Origin of the sequence: Brachyspira innocens ATCC 29796, from assembly GCF_000384655.1 — a bacterium.
Classification (GTDB): Bacteria; Spirochaetota; Brachyspiria; order Brachyspirales; family Brachyspiraceae; genus Brachyspira; species Brachyspira innocens.
Window position 1 is genome coordinate 1 of the sequence record NZ_ARQI01000121.1, and the last position, 14,589, is coordinate 14,589.

Genomic DNA, 14,589 nt, shown 5'->3' on the forward strand with positions numbered 1-14,589 from the left:
TTTTTAGCTGTAGTTTTCTTTACTGTTGTATCTTTAACTTCTTCATCAGCTGTTTTTTTGGCCGCTGTAGCTTTTTTAGCTGTAGTTTTCTTTACCGTTTCTTTGCTTTCTTCTTTTTTGTTTGTAGTAGTTTTTTTTGTTGCCATATTTTTACTCTGTAATATTTTGTTTATTCTTAATTAATAGATTTCTTATAGTATTCATTGTTTTATCATCAAAAATGTTTTCTGTTATATTTCCTGTTTTTAAGGATTCTATAAGATAATTATTTAAGTTAATATCTTTGTTTAGATTGTATTTTTTTGCTATATACACGCTATTGCACATAGAAAGTATTATTCTTAATTGATTGCCATTAGAAGAATACTTGTCTATAAGTTTCTGCGGGTCATCTATACCTAAACAACTTAAATTATAACAAACTTTGAAAAAAAGTTTATCTACTGCCTGCTTAACCTGAGCTTCTTTTTTATTTTTTTTGTTTACAGTGTAAAGTATTGAAAAATCCCTTACTTCAAAATTGCATACGGTAGCAAAAAACTTTTCCTGATGCGGCATAAGGTAATGATGGCTTTTCATTTTGGATTCTACTCTTGTAATAAAACCTTTTTCTTCTAAGGTGTCCAAAGATTTTACTATAGTAGCGTTTCCTCCTATACCAGCTTCATTAAGTATTTGAGAATGAGTAGTTTTAGCTATGCCTAACTCATAATCATAATTTGCTACCAATGTTCTGTATACTTCTTTAGCAGACAGAGGCAGTTTTTTCCAAGTGTTGTTTTCTGTTATAGATTTTGGAATAAACGAACACATCGATGCTATAGATAAAAATGTTTCTTTATCTATATTTTTTAGCTGAGCTTTATTAATAATATCTAATATGTTTTCCAAAATCTTACTCCAATCTTACAGGCTTATATAATATATCTAATTTAATATAAAATCAAGTTATTAAAAAAATATATTTTACTACTACATTATCCTTATCGGATTTTAAAGATGTAAATTTATGTTCAAGTATTTTTTTATAATTTATAATGACAATTGCTTATAAATTATTCTGGGCAATTATTTACGGAAGTTTTTGTTTTTTATAGATATTATTTTTTGTATTTGGAGTATTTTTTAGTTTTGTATTTTTTATATTTTTAATTATTTTTTATATTTCTTATCTCTTTTTTAGCTCTCTTATAATTATTTTTTATTATGAGTTTTTGTATTTTTAGGTGATTTTTGAGCTTTGAATTTTGTTTTTTAAGCGAAATTTTCTTTTTGAATTGGCTATTTTTATAATTTTTTATTAAAATTTTTGTTTATTTGCTGTTTTTTATTGAATTTTTATTGGATTTTTATTGAATTAGAGAGAAAAAATTCCAGATTTTAAGCCAAAAGTGCAAAAAATTTCCGTTTTTTTCTAGTTTTTCAGCCGAATTTTGGGCTTTTTTGATATTTTTTAGGTCTGAAATTGGCTAAAAAAGCACTAGTTTGATTTAACTTTTATTAAAAATGTATAATATGTATTATAAATCTTATTTTTGAATAAAAAACATAGAATTTTTGTTAAAAACACGCTTTTAAGCTATTGTGTTTTTTGAGCCCTATGCTATAATAATAAAACAGTTGATGAGAAACAAAAAACAAAACATCGACTGACACAAACAAAAAATAAAAGTTCTTTGAAATATGGATAGCAGAAGCAATTTAAGAAAAACAAAACACAACTGGTGTAAATGAACTTAAGTTAAGTTCTATGACCCAACGGTTACAATTTGTAACATTTCTTTAAGTAAGTAAATCACTATTCAGTAGAATAGTAAAATAAAGAATCATTTCAGATTCACAAAAGTGAGTATGGAGAGTTTGATTCTGGCTCAGAGCGAACGTTGGCGATGCGTCTTAAGCATGCAAGTCGAGCGGGCTTATTCGGGCAACTGGATAAGTTAGCGGCGAACTGGTGAGTAACACGTAGGTAATCTGCCGTAGAGTGGGGGATAACCCATGGAAACATGGACTAATACCGCATATACTCTTGCTACACAAGTAGAGTAGAGGAAAGGAGCAATCCGCTTTACGATGAGCCTGCGGTCTATTAGCCTGTTGGTGGGGTAACGGCCTACCAAAGCTACGATAGGTAGCCGACCTGAGAGGGTGACCGGCCACATTGGGACTGAGATACGGCCCAGACTCCTACGGGAGGCAGCAGCTGAGAATCTTCCACAATGGACGAAAGTCTGATGGAGCGACATCGCGTGAGGGATGAAGGCCTTCGGGTTGTAAACCTCGGAAATTATCGAAGAATGAGTGACAGTAGATAATGTAAGCCTCGGCTAACTACGTGCCAGCAGCCGCGGTAATACGTAGGAGGCAAACGTTGCTCGGATTTACTGGGCGTAAAGGGTGAGTAGGCGGACTTATAAGTCTAAGGTGAAAGACCGAAGCTCAACTTCGGGAACGCCTCGGATACTGTGAGTCTTGGATATTGTAGGGGATGATGGAATTCTCGGTGTAGCGGTGGAATGCGCAGATATCGAGAGGAACACCTATAGCGAAGGCAGTCATCTGGGCATTTATCGACGCTGAATCACGAAAGCTAGGGGAGCAAACAGGCTTAGATACCCTGGTAGTCCTAGCCGTAAACGTTGTACACTAGGTGCTTCTATTTAAATAGGAGTGCCGTAGCTAACGTCTTAAGTGTACCGCCTGAGGAGTATGCCCGCAAGGGTGAAACTCAAAGAAATTGACGGGTCCCCGCACAAGTGGTGGAGCATGTGGTTTAATTCGATGATACGCGAAAAACCTTACCTGGGTTTGAATTGTAAGATGAATGATTTAGAGATAAGTCAGACCGCAAGGACGTTTTACATAGGTGCTGCATGCCTGTCGTCAGCTCGTGTCGTGAGATGTTGGGTTAAGTCCCGCAACGAGCGCAACCCTCACCCTTTGTTGCTACCGAGTAATGTCGGGCACTCTTAGGGGACTGCCTACGTTCAAGTAGGAGGAAGGTGGGGATGACGTCAAGTCCTCATGGCCCTTATGTCCAGGGCTACACACGTGCTACAATGGCAAGTACAAAGAGAAGCGAGACCGCGAGGTGGAGCAAAACTCAAAAAAGTTGCCTCAGTTCGGATTGGAGTCTGAAACTCGACTCCATGAAGTTGGAATCACTAGTAATCGTAGATCAGAACGCTACGGTGAATACGTTCCCGGGGATTGTACACACCGCCCGTCACGCCATCGGAGTTGGTTTTACCTGAAGTCGTTAGCCTAACCGCAAGGGGGGCGGCGCCGAAGGTGGGACTGATGATGAGGGTGAAGTCGTAACAAGGCAGCCGTACCGGAAGGTGTGGCTGGATCACCTCCTTTATTCGGAGATTGTCCGACTTAAATCTTACTGCTATTCATATTTGAAAGAATTTTTCCATATTATATTTTTTATACCTCGTTAATAAACTAGCCTTAATGGCTGGTTTTTTTGTGTATTATTTATAGTTATTTGCTTGCCTTTTATTCTTCATTCTGCTATCATTATAAAATGAAAAATATCTCTTCTTTAGCAGAGATTTTACCTAATGTATATGATGAAAATAAGTACAATTTTTAATTTATTAAATAAGAGGAATATTTTATGTATCAGGATTTTAATAAAGCTGAATTAAAAAATTTGGGAAACGGACTTAAAAGAAAAATACTAGCTCATTCTGAAAATCTTATGACTGTTTATATGGAGTTTGATGAAGGTGCTGTAGCTGATATTCATGCTCATGATAATCATGAACAAATTACTTATATTATAGACGGAGAGTTTATATTTAATGTAAATGGCGAAGAGCATTTATGTAAGGCTGGAGATAGTCTTCATTTTGCAAAAAATATGACTCATGGCTGTAAATGTATTAAGAATGGCAGATTATTAGATACCTTTACTCCAGAGAGAGAAGATTTTTTGAATAATTGATTATGAATATAAATGAGGCTTTAATATATTATTCTAAACAATTAGAAAAAATTAATAATGATTATAAATTATCTTATATTGAGGCACAGACTATTATAATGCATACTCTTAATATATCTAAAACCAAATTAATATCTGAAGGTTTAAGAGAGCTAAAAGAAGAAGAGATAAAAGAAATAGAAGCCAATATAAAAAGACGCCTTAATTATGAACCTTTGGCATATATAATAAATAAAAAAGAGTTTTACGGTTTTGATTTTTATGTTGATGGTAATGTGCTTATACCAAGACCAGAAACTGAAGAGATTATTGATTTAGTACTTGATTATACAAAAGATAAAGATAATATTTCTATATGTGATGTATGTTCTGGAAGTGGTAATATAGCTATTGTATTAAAAAAATTATTTATAGAGCAAAATAAAAATATTGATATTACAGCTATTGAAATAAGTAATGGTGCAGTAGAAATTATAAATAAAAATGCGTTTAATATATTAGGCGATGAAAGATTAATAAATATAATAAATGCTGATGCCTTAAAATATATACCTGATAAAAAATTTGATATAATAGTGTCAAATGCTCCTTATGTTCCTTTAAAAGATAAAGATTCTCTTCAAAAAGATTTGGAATTTGAACCTTTTAATGCTTTATATTCTGGAGATGATGGGCTTGATTTTTATAGGGATTTTTTAAATATTATAGATATATATTTAAAAGATAATGGGGCATTCTTTTTTGAGATAGGATATAATCAAGGGGATTCATTAATTAATATATGCTGTAATTTAAATATAGATAATGCCGAAGTAAAAAAAGATTTAAGTGCTAAAGACAGATTTTTAGTCTGCTATGATTTTATTACTTGAAATTGTATGTTATTTTTAAGACTATATATGAGGCAATTTTATATTTTTATACAGTTAATATTAAAAAATCATGTTATAATTTTATAAATTACATATTTAAGCCATATAAGTTTTTTATTATACATCATAAAATAACTTGGTTTCATAGCAAAGCCATAATATCATATATTAAGTTATTAGATTAATAATACAGCTATATACATATATAAAAATGTGTATTCTATATGCCTGCAGCATGAATAATTATATTTAAGTATTGATTTGTTTCAGTAAAAAAATGTAAATTGATAAACTTAATAATTTAATGCATGCATTTTCAAAATAAAAATTTAAAAGGTTAAAAAAATGCCCTCGGTCTATCGGGAAAATAAACCGAGGGACTTAAACGGGATATTTTTATATAAAAATCTACGTATTGTAAACCAGTTGTCTAACTATTAATAATTTACTTACTGCCAAGTACCACCCATTAAATATAATTGAATTTTTACAGTTTTTAAATTTGATGGCACATTATAAGCTGAAGAAGTTATTTGAACAGTTAAAGTAGCTGTTGAAGATCCAGTAGGAGTACTATCCCAACTTGCAGAAGGAGTAAATGTTACATCTCCTTGATATTCATTTAAAACTCTTTTTAATTCAGCTAATATATAATTTTGAGAAACGCTTGCTCCATAGGTTCCGCTAGAATCAACGCTAAAACTATAATATCCATAATATGGGTAGCCTGAACCTTGTGAAAAATAAAATGTTACTCCGCTTGTGGTATCTGTAATAGTTTGTATTGATTGTAAAGCACTTAGTAACTGAGCCTCAGTTAACTCTTCAAGTCCAACTGTTCCTTCTATTACATCTGGTGCAGCTACACTTTTAGCACAGCTCATTGTAAATAATGATAAGCTCATTAATATAGATAAAATCAATAATAATTTTTTATTCATTTTTTATCTCCTATTTTTCCGTATTAATTAAATCTGTAAGTTAATTGACCGCCGAAATTAAGATTATTAACACTTAAAGTATTTACTTCAGCAAATAAGTCAATATTAAAATCTTCACCTACAATGAAGCCCATACCAAAGAAACCAGCTATACCAGCTTTAGTAGTTAATGATGTATTAACAGTTTTTAGGCTTTCATCTAATGAACCGTCTGCTTTTGCAGGTACTTGAGTTATCCAAGCAGCCTCTGCCTGTATCATCAAAGCAGTACCAGCTCTTAACTGCCACCATTCAACTGGCTGCCAAGTAGTACCTATAGGAAGTTCAGCATAAGGAACAAATCTTACATCACTTGTATATCCAACAGCACCAGTACTTGGGGTATTGCCTTCTTTTATGTTAATATTTCCAGTATTAGTTACTACCAAACCTAAAGAAAGTTTAGGCTCCATAGCTAATTTTACTTGATCATTAGCCAAGCTCCAAGATAATGGGAAACTAGCATATATATCGCCGTCAAAACGGTCTTTACCTTGTTTGCTTTCATATTTAGTTTCTGTACCGTTTTCAGTATAACTTCCATTTTGACCAAAATTGTTATTAACACCAAACTCTAAATTAGCACCTACAGTGATACCAGTCATAGGACCTGCTGTAATACCCAAATTAAACTCTGGATTTAAGTATAAAGATATATAGTCATTATTTCCGTAATATACAATATTATCTTTATCATTTCCAGTTGCCCCTTTTTGTTTTTGGTTGTCAGCATGGAAAACTATTCCTACAGGTATAGTCAATTTATGCTCGCCAAACTTTATAGAAGCAGCTATTTCATGAGTCCAAACTCCGTTATTTGCTATCATAGAATAGTCTTGTTTTGTATTTTTATTTATAACTTTATTTAAGCTGTAAATACTTGCTCCTGTTCCAGTATTAGGCTGTAAACCAAAATAATAATGTACAGCTATAGTTTCGCTTATTCTTAAAGCAGCTCTTAAAGCCACTTGAGAATTGATAGTCCATAAATTTTGAGTAGTTGTTGTATTGCCGTTTTTGTCCTTTGTTATATCAGCACTATCATTGAATTTATATCTAGCAGCAAAGCCCAAATACATACCATTAGCAAAAGGAATACCGAAAGCACCTTGTACACCGCTGTTGAAAGTTGTAGAAGTTATATCAGCTGTACCGCCGCCATTCTGAGAAAAAGAACCGCCGCCTAAATATCCAGCAGAGAAGAATGCTCTTTGTAAATCAAATATATCTTTTGATTTTACTTTATCAGAATCTGTAGAAAACTGACCTGCTGTTGCTCTTTTTACTGCTGAATTGTCTAATGTCCAAGTATCAGTGCCTTGAGCAAATACACAGGCAGAAATTAATGCATAGCCTAATAATACAAACTTTATTTTATTAAAAACTTTTAACATAAGTTATCTCCAAATATTATTTTATTAATTAAATCTGTAAGTTAATTGACCGCCGAAGTTCATATTTATGAAACTTAAAGTGCCTACTTCTGCAAACAAGTCAATATTGAAGTCTTCTCCTACTATGAAGCCCATACCGAAGAATCCAGCTATACCAGACATTGTTTCATATGTAGTATTTTTATCAGTTTTTCCGCTAGCATCTTTAGATTGATTGATAGTAATATCAGCACCCAATAATAAAGCTGTACCGAATCTTAATTCATACCATTCAACAGGTCTCCATAATGTACCTATAGGAAGTTCTACATAAGGATTGATATTTAAATAATCTCTTCCATAATCAGTAACTGTCTGAGCAGCACCAGCTATACTTTGTTCCATTTTTCCAAAGTTATTTACATTAAAGTCTAAATTGATTTGAGGCTCCATAGCCAATGATACTTGATCATTAGCCAAGCTCCATTCCATAGGGAAACTAGCCCAAGCACCAACATTCATACGCAAAGCTTTTTGAGTAGCTTTATATTCAGTTGTTAGATCTTTACCATTTCGACCTACATTGTTATTAAGTCCTACACCAAACTTAACTCCCATATTGATACCAGTCATAGGTCCCATAGGAAGACTTAAGAAGAACTCTGGATTAAGATTTAATTTTACATAATCTTCTAGACCTTGATTATTACCATATTCTGCATAATTTACATCAACATTATTTTGTTTACCTTTAGTTTTTACATTATTAGCATATATATCAACGCTTATAGGTACAGTTAATTTATGTTCGCCGAATTTTATTGCTGCTGCTATTTCATGATTCCAATATGCATTATGAGTATATGTTTTGTAATCAGTTTGTGAAGTTTTATTAACTGTATGATCTATCTTGTATGTTACAGTAGGATTAGCCATATTAGGATTTCCAATTTTTAAATTATAGTGAAGAGCCACCATCTCATTTATTCTGAAAGCTAATATAAAGTTACCTGTAGAATTTACAGTCCATTTATTTCCATTGTTTATATTTCCGTCTTTATCTGCTGTATAGTTAGCAGTGTCTTGTAGATTATATGCTGCTGCAAAACCTAAATACATGCCTCCTGGTAAAGCCACACCAAAAGCACCTTGAACACCATTATCTAATCCTGCAGCTGTTGCTGTACCGTTTCCACCTCCATTGATAGCTCTTGATGTTTGACCTAAATAGCCTGCTGAAAAGAAGGATCTTTCTAGGTCGAATATGTCTTTAGCTTTTACTTTGTCAGAGTCTGTAGAAAACTGACCTGCTGTTGCTCTTTTTACTGCAGAATTGTCTATAGTAAGATCAACTGCAAATGCTGATGATGAAATCATCAAAGAACCTAGTACTACGGCTAGGAACTTTGTTTTTTTGCTAACTTTCTTCATAAAGTTATCTCCTAAATTGTTTTTTTTATATCAATATTTGAAAAATATTTAATATACTATTACATAATGTGTAAAATTTCAATAATAAATTCTAATTTTTAGTAAAAAATTTATAAAATATTGAATTTTTTAATATTAAAATAATTAATATATATAAGTAAAAAAATAACAATAAAAATACCAAATAAATATAATTTATTCAGTATTTTTATTTCTTGAAAAAAGTTTTATTTACAATTAAATACGTAGAAAATAAATTTTTACCGAAAAAAATTACGTTTTTTTAAAAAAAAATTAAAATTACGCCTTATTTGTGTAGAAAATTTAAAAATTAATAGATTTATTTACAAACTTATTATAAATATTATCTAATTTTTAACATATACTGTATTTTTATTGTAGTTTATATCCTATTATATAAATTTATTTTTTATATTTATTTTTTTATTTGTACATATTAGCTATGAGAATAATATTTATAAATTTAAAATAGTATATTAAAAACTGCTAATAATTATTTATAGTGATTTAAAATATAATATTTTTTTCAAATTTTATATATAGGCTTTGCCACGAAGTTCTTTACTACTGAAGTAAGTATTGTTTGGTGTGCTGCTGTAAAAAGAATAATAAAAAAATTGACAAACTTAAAAATTTTCAATATATACTGGAACAATTTAATTTTGTCAACTGATGCACTTTATGTAGAATTATCAACTTTTTTGTCGATTTCGTAGGCATGACTTTGTGCTTCACATGGCAAAGCCCCAGACATTAAAAACAAAATATGATTTTATTTTTGACAAACTATATTTCTTTATGTATATACTTTGTACTCAACTATAATGGAATATTTTTTATAAGTATAATAATTAAAAAAATTAAAATACATATTGACATTAGAGTGTACTTCAATGTTATAATGCTTTCATATTTTCAAGGAGTGATTTAAATATGCTATTAGATAATAATTTAGAAGAAGCTAATTCTGGAAAAAGAATCAATGCAAAAGGATACGCAGTTCACAGCAAAACGGATACGTTCAAACCATTTGAGTTTTCAAGACATTCTATGGGCGATAATGATATACTTATAGAGATAATGTATGCAGGTATATGTCATAGTGATATACACTCAGCTAGAAGCGAATGGCATGAAGGTATATATCCTATGGTTCCGGGGCATGAGATTGCTGGTAAAGTTGTTGCTGTCGGTAAGAATGTTACTAAGTTTAAAATAGGTGATTATGCAGGAGTAGGCTGTATGGTAAACTCATGCGGAGAATGCGAAGCCTGCAAAAAAAGTCATGAACAATTCTGTGAAAGAGGGCAAACTGTATTTACTTATGACTGTAAAGATCATTTTCATAATGATGAGCCTACTTACGGCGGATATTCAAATAATATAGTAGTAAGTGAAAAATTTGCTATTACTGTACCAAAAGATGCCCCAATGGAAAAAGTTGCTCCATTACTATGTGCAGGTATTACAACTTATTCGCCTTTAAAATTTTCTGGAGTTAAAAAAGGGGATATAGTAGGAGTAGCTGGTTTTGGTGGACTTGGATCTATGGCAGTTAAATATGCTGTTAATATGGGAGCAGAAGTTTATGTATTTGCCCGCAATGACAAAAAGAAAAAAGAAGCATTAGAAATGGGAGCTAAAGATTTATTTACTTCTACAAAAGATGTTCCAATACGTTTTGATTTGATTATATCTACAATACCTACAGGATATGATGTTAATAACTATGTTGATTTACTTAAATATGGTGGAGAGATGGCTATTGTAGGACTTCCTCCTGCTGAGCTTAAACAAAGTATAGATTTGGCAAGATTAATATTTGCAGGAGGTAAAAAAGTTTATGGCTCTATGATAGGAGGAATTAAAGAAACTCAGGAGATGCTTGATTTTTCTCTTAAACATAAAATATATCCAGAAACTGAAATAATATCGGCAAACCAAATAGATGAGGCATATCAAAAACTTACTACAGGGCAGGCAAAGTTCAGATATGTAATAGATATGAAAACTCTTTAATTTAAAAATTAGTTAATATTTTTGTTCATAAATATGTTTTTAGGCAGCAGTGTATTTATACTGCTGTCTTATTTTATACCTAAACAATTATAATTTGTTAAAAATTAATTTTTGTAATTTAAAATATTTGCAGGGCTTTGCCCACCACTATGTGTGCTACGCAGCACCCCCACTTCTTTTGTGACGCTGTCCGCCTTTGGTGTGACAACCTATATCATCGACAGGCTCGGATACGCTTCGCGAAAGACTGCATTTTTTACTAATATTTGGAGTATTAAGCTACTTTTAATACATATTTTTTAAATATAAAGCTGTAGCATATGCGTTTTTCGCTCTGCGTGCCATTGGCAGCTACTTTTTTGTGCGGCAAAAAAGTAGCTAACATATATATAAAGTGCCTCAGTTGACAAACTTAAAAATTTTCAGTATATACTAAAAATTTTTAAGTTTGTAAATTGTTAATTTAATACATTAAACAGAAGTTTATATATCATTTATTTTTTAATTAATACATCTATTATAGAAACTGCCTTTTTAAATCTCGACTGATAATCTCCATTTATAGAATGATATTTAATATTTAGACTATTAAGTATATCTTTTATTTGACTACTGTATTTTTCTCTGTTGTTTTTTATTACTTCGCTTCTGTCTCCGTCCTGAACAAAATCAACATCGGGCTCTAAAAATAATACGGCATCATATTTATTTATATTAATAATTGCTTTTGCTAATATTTCATTATTAACTATATTTTCATCTTTCAAAAAATGCATATAAAAATTTGTAATTACAGCATCAGTATCTATAAATAATATTTTATTGCTATGTTCTAATGCCTTTATTTCGTTTAATTTATGAGTTAAAAGGATTTCTGTAAAATCCTCTGAAAGCATAAGCAAGTCAGTACCAGATTTTTCTGATAATTCTCTGCCTGCTTCTTCTATATAGTTGGTATTATAATAATTAGCCAAATTAATTGTAAGCGTTGACTTTCCTGTACTTTCGCTTCCCAAGAGCAGAACCTTTTTTGTATAATAAGGCTTTACTATATTAGGTAAATAATCCCAGTATTTATAAACATTTTCTCTTATCTTTGTAGAACTTATTTCATCTCTCTCTATAAATACTAACTTAGAATCTTTATAATACCTTGTATAAAAAGAATCTTTATTTTTATAATCATCTCCCAAAAATACTGCATCAATCTTTTCACCTATAGCATTTTTTATTTTTATAGAATCATCTTCCCATAAATCTTCTGTATAATCTTCTTTTGTTTTGGCATTATCTTCTATAAATATAATTTTTACATTTCCTATATGTTTGGTTAATTGATAAAGCCATCTGTATCTTATTTTTCTATCAATTTCATTTCTATTATTTCCAACGCATAAAATTATATAAAGAGTTTTGCATTGATTAGCTGCTTCTATTATGCATCTTACATGACCAAGATGGATTGGATTAAATGATCCTGCATACATTCCAACATTATACATAAAAAACTCCGAATCATATATTTTATTATTTTTATTAAATATTTACTTTATCAGTTTTTGAACCATTTGCTTCTTTGTACCATTTTATAAGCATAAATAAAGCATTAACTAAATAAACACTCCACATAAGCAAAGTTGCTATATTATCTCCTCCGCTTGAAAAATTAATATACCATATAGAAATATTTAAAATATTTACTAATATCCACATTATCCACTGTTCAGAGCATCTTTTTATGCATAGTATCTGTGCGGTTACAGCAAATACTGTACTTGCACTGTCTGCAAAAGGAAGAGAACCTCCCAATTTTTTTAATATAAGTCCGTAAATAAATATAGATATAAAAGAAAAAGCAAATATTATAATTTTATATTTATTATTTAATTTTGTTTTTATAACTTCTTTGCTTTCACTATTTAAGTTCCTGCTCCAAAGTATAAACCCAGCTATGTTCATGGGGATATAATAAAAAACATTGAGCATAAACTCGCCATAGTATTTAGCATTAAAAGCAATATACGAATAAAGAATAGTATTAATCATTCCAAATATGTATGAAGATAATTTTCCTTTACCAGTTAGAATTACGCATAATATACCGCTTATTGATGATACTATGCCTATAATATTTTCTTTCCAATATAGAGAAAGAGATAATATTATTGTACTTGCCGTTACAATCCATAATACTTCTACAGCTTTCCAATTTTTGAGTTCATTTTTTATAAAATTTTTCATTGTAGTGTTTTTAATTATATTATACATAAACAACTATAATTTGTCAAAAACAAAGTCATATTTTGTTTTTAATGTAATAGTACCAACTGCTAAATAGTTATTTTATCATCACTCTGTATAAGTTGTACATATGCTCAAAATAAAGTGCATTTTTAAACTTTTTTAAAGACTTAATAAAAACATAAAAAATATATATAAAATTAAATTAATAACTTGACAATTATAATTATTATTAATATCATAAATATATGAAACTTGTTATTGAATTAAGCTCCAGCAATATCTAAAAAAGTTTATTGTTTGGGGCATACTAAAAAACTTTATACTTCTGCATCTCTTAAGCAGATTTGTAATATTTTTTAGTATATTTGTGTTTTATATTCAAGGAAAGTTTCATGTATTTAATTAAATTTTCATTTATATTATTTATTTCAAATATACTTCAATATTTATACAGCATTGCAGATATAATATTCATCTCGCATTTTGAAAGTGATAATGCAGTTGCCGCATTAGGAAACTGTGCTTCTTTAATGTTTGTTATAACTTCTATATCTGTTGGTCTTTCTATAGGAGGAGCTGTAGTAATTTCAAAATATAAAGGATCTAAAGATGATACAAAATATAAGCAAAGTATAGGAAGTTTATTATTTTTATCTCTTGTATCATCTATTATAATTTCATTAGCAGGATTAATATTTTATAAACAAATATTAACTTTTATGAATATTCCAAAAGAGGCTTTTAATTATGCCTGCAATTATATAAAAATAATATTTACGGGTGTAATTTTTATGTTTTTATATAGTGCTCTATACTCTGTAATCAAAGCAAGCTCAAAAGAAAAAGTTTCTTTATGCTTTATATTTATAGCAGCTTTGACAAATATTATACTTGATTTTGTATTTGTATATATATTAAAATTATCTGTAAAAGGTGCTGCTTTGGCTACTGTTATATCTCAGGCTTTAAGTTTTTTATTATCATTATACTACACTAGAAAAATTATTAGTTTTAATATTAATACTTCAATACTAAAAGAGCTTATATTTACTTCTTTTCCATGCATATTTCAAATACTTATAATAAATATATCTTATTTTGCTGTTAATATAATGATGAATAAATACGATATAATAGTAGGATTTACAATAGGACTAAAAATAAACACTTTCATAGGTATAATATCTTGGTCATACGGAGAGGCTTTAAGCATACTCACTGCAAAAAGTCTTGGAGAGAGAAATTATAAAAAAATAAAAGATACTGTTATCTCTGCTTTATTTTTTAATACTTTAACTACGGCATTTGCTATTGTCTTTATACATTTATTTGCCAGAGATATCATCAATATATTTTACAGCAGAAATGAGAAAACTGTAAATGATATAATATTTTATCTTAAAGTATGTGCTTCATTTAATGGTATTATATATGCTTTGATGTATATGCTTGATAGTTTTCTTATAGGCATTCAAAAATCATATTTATCTTTTATTAATGCGGTTATAGATTCTCTATTTTTTAAGATAATAATTTCAATAATTTTAGAAAAACATATAGGTTTTTTGGGCATATATTTATCTATGGCACTTTCTCCTATAATACCAGCCTTTATAGGGGTTATTTATTTTTTAATATTCATAAAAAAATACAGATTAAATAATTAATTCATCTAAATAAAAAAGGCGTACACA

At 29.8% G+C, this 14,589-nt stretch carries 10 protein-coding genes and 1 rRNA gene; 5 read left to right on the top strand and 6 right to left on the bottom strand.

Annotated elements, in window-relative coordinates; genetic code table 11:
- Positions 1-150: 150 nt before the first annotated feature.
- Positions 151-891 carry a hypothetical protein gene (locus F811_RS0110755; RefSeq protein ID WP_020005249.1) on the bottom strand — a complete coding sequence of 247 codons (741 nt, stop codon included), beginning with the start codon at positions 889-891 and terminating at the stop codon, positions 151-153.
- A 957-nt stretch (positions 892-1,848) separates the two neighbouring features.
- Here F811_RS0110755 and F811_RS0110760 point away from each other — a divergent pair.
- From F811_RS0110760 to prmC, 3 genes are all read left to right on the top strand, one after another.
- Positions 1,849-3,363, top strand: a 16S ribosomal RNA gene (locus tag F811_RS0110760).
- Positions 3,364-3,625: 262 nt separating this feature from the next.
- A complete protein-coding gene (locus tag F811_RS0110765) occupies positions 3,626-3,955 on the top strand; it encodes a cupin domain-containing protein (protein WP_020005250.1) in 330 nt (109 codons plus the stop codon).
- Positions 3,956-3,957: 2 nt separating this feature from the next.
- Positions 3,958-4,827, top strand: coding sequence for a peptide chain release factor N(5)-glutamine methyltransferase (gene prmC, locus F811_RS0110770; protein WP_020005251.1), 870 nt, complete (start codon positions 3,958-3,960; stop codon positions 4,825-4,827).
- Between the two features lie 449 nt (positions 4,828-5,276).
- On the opposite strand, the gene F811_RS0110775 is transcribed toward prmC, so the two are convergent.
- From F811_RS0110775 to F811_RS0110785, 3 genes are read right to left on the bottom strand one after another with little or no spacing between them, the layout of a single operon-like run.
- A complete protein-coding gene (locus F811_RS0110775) occupies positions 5,277-5,732 on the bottom strand; it encodes a hypothetical protein (protein WP_156821999.1) in 456 nt (151 codons plus the stop codon).
- A 59-nt stretch (positions 5,733-5,791) separates the two neighbouring features.
- Positions 5,792-7,201: a hypothetical protein gene (locus F811_RS0110780; RefSeq protein ID WP_020005253.1), complete on the bottom strand. Its 1,410-nt coding sequence runs from the start codon at positions 7,199-7,201 to the stop codon at positions 5,792-5,794.
- Between the two features lie 24 nt (positions 7,202-7,225).
- Positions 7,226-8,611, bottom strand: a complete 1,386-nt coding sequence (locus F811_RS0110785) for a hypothetical protein (protein ID WP_020005254.1) — start codon at positions 8,609-8,611, stop codon at positions 7,226-7,228.
- A 954-nt stretch (positions 8,612-9,565) separates the two neighbouring features.
- Between F811_RS0110785 and F811_RS0110790 the strand changes: the two genes are divergently transcribed.
- Entirely contained in the window at positions 9,566-10,651 is a 1,086-nt protein-coding gene (locus F811_RS0110790; protein WP_020005255.1) for an NAD(P)-dependent alcohol dehydrogenase, read from the top strand.
- Between the two features lie 494 nt (positions 10,652-11,145).
- Here F811_RS0110790 and F811_RS0110800 read toward each other — a convergent pair whose 3' ends face one another.
- Both F811_RS0110800 and pnuC read right to left on the bottom strand, forming a co-directional pair.
- Positions 11,146-12,153: an AAA family ATPase gene (locus F811_RS0110800; RefSeq protein WP_020005257.1), complete on the bottom strand. Its 1,008-nt coding sequence runs from the start codon at positions 12,151-12,153 to the stop codon at positions 11,146-11,148.
- A 34-nt stretch (positions 12,154-12,187) separates the two neighbouring features.
- Positions 12,188-12,892 carry a nicotinamide riboside transporter PnuC gene (gene pnuC / locus F811_RS0110805; protein WP_026364425.1) on the bottom strand — a complete coding sequence of 235 codons (705 nt, stop codon included), beginning with the start codon at positions 12,890-12,892 and terminating at the stop codon, positions 12,188-12,190.
- 395 nt (positions 12,893-13,287) lie between these two features.
- Between pnuC and F811_RS0110810 the strand changes: the two genes are divergently transcribed.
- Positions 13,288-14,562, top strand: coding sequence for an MATE family efflux transporter (locus tag F811_RS0110810; protein ID WP_020005259.1), 1,275 nt, complete (start codon positions 13,288-13,290; stop codon positions 14,560-14,562).
- The last annotated feature ends 27 nt before the right edge of the window (positions 14,563-14,589 follow it).